At 34.8% G+C, this 583-nt stretch carries 1 protein-coding gene; it reads right to left on the bottom strand.

Annotated elements, in window-relative coordinates; genetic code table 11:
* Positions 1–44: 44 nt before the first annotated feature.
* Positions 45–467, bottom strand: a complete 423-nt coding sequence (locus FFM78_RS13680) for a YjdF family protein (protein WP_137638920.1) — start codon at positions 465–467, stop codon at positions 45–47.
* Positions 468–583: the final 116 nt, after the last annotated feature.

Here is a 583-nt window from a genome sequence, read left to right as displayed (position 1 = left end):
TTATAGGCCCTAAAATGCAACACATAGTTTTCTATACTAGCTTCTCAATGTCCCTTGTGTTTTTGTATTTTCTTGGCCTGGTGCAATTTATATCTTTTTTCTTGATCCAAGATCTTCTTAGTACGTCTATTATGTTGTCGAGTTACTTTTTGACATTCCAACTGTTTTTGGAGTGTTTGTTGTGCTTTAGTACCGACACCATACTGAATACTCTTTCTAGCTAACCTTTGAAGACGCTTAGGATTGATTTTTCGTTCAGAAACAGACGAAGCACAAACAGTTTGTTTGAAAAAGATAATTCTATTCCAATGATGAATAACCAGATCGTAAATCAAAGTTAATTTAGGTTCTGAAGGACCTAAGTTAATTTGGCTAACTTCATAAGTGGAATTAAAGCGTCTTTCGAAAATAGCTTTGTAAAACGGTGGTTCATAGACAATTGTTAATGATAACTTGATAGTAGACATCAAACATCCTCCTTAAAATTAATTAAGAAAGATGGACAACCAAGGAGGCAGGTTACTGATAGCTTCGCTATGTTCGGACTACCAACCGAACTGTGTTTTTACTTTCTACTGCTAGT

This window comes from Loigolactobacillus binensis (genome assembly GCF_005405165.1).
Classification (GTDB): Bacteria; Bacillota; Bacilli; order Lactobacillales; family Lactobacillaceae; genus Loigolactobacillus; species Loigolactobacillus binensis.
Note: the sequence above shows the minus strand (reverse complement) of the source record. Positions and strands in the feature narration are given on the sequence as shown.

Excerpts from the sequence above, each read along its gene's own strand:
- FFM78_RS13680 (WP_137638920.1), bottom strand. The coding sequence starts at position 467 with ATGTCTACTATCAAGTTATCATTAACAATTGTCTATGAACCACCGTTT.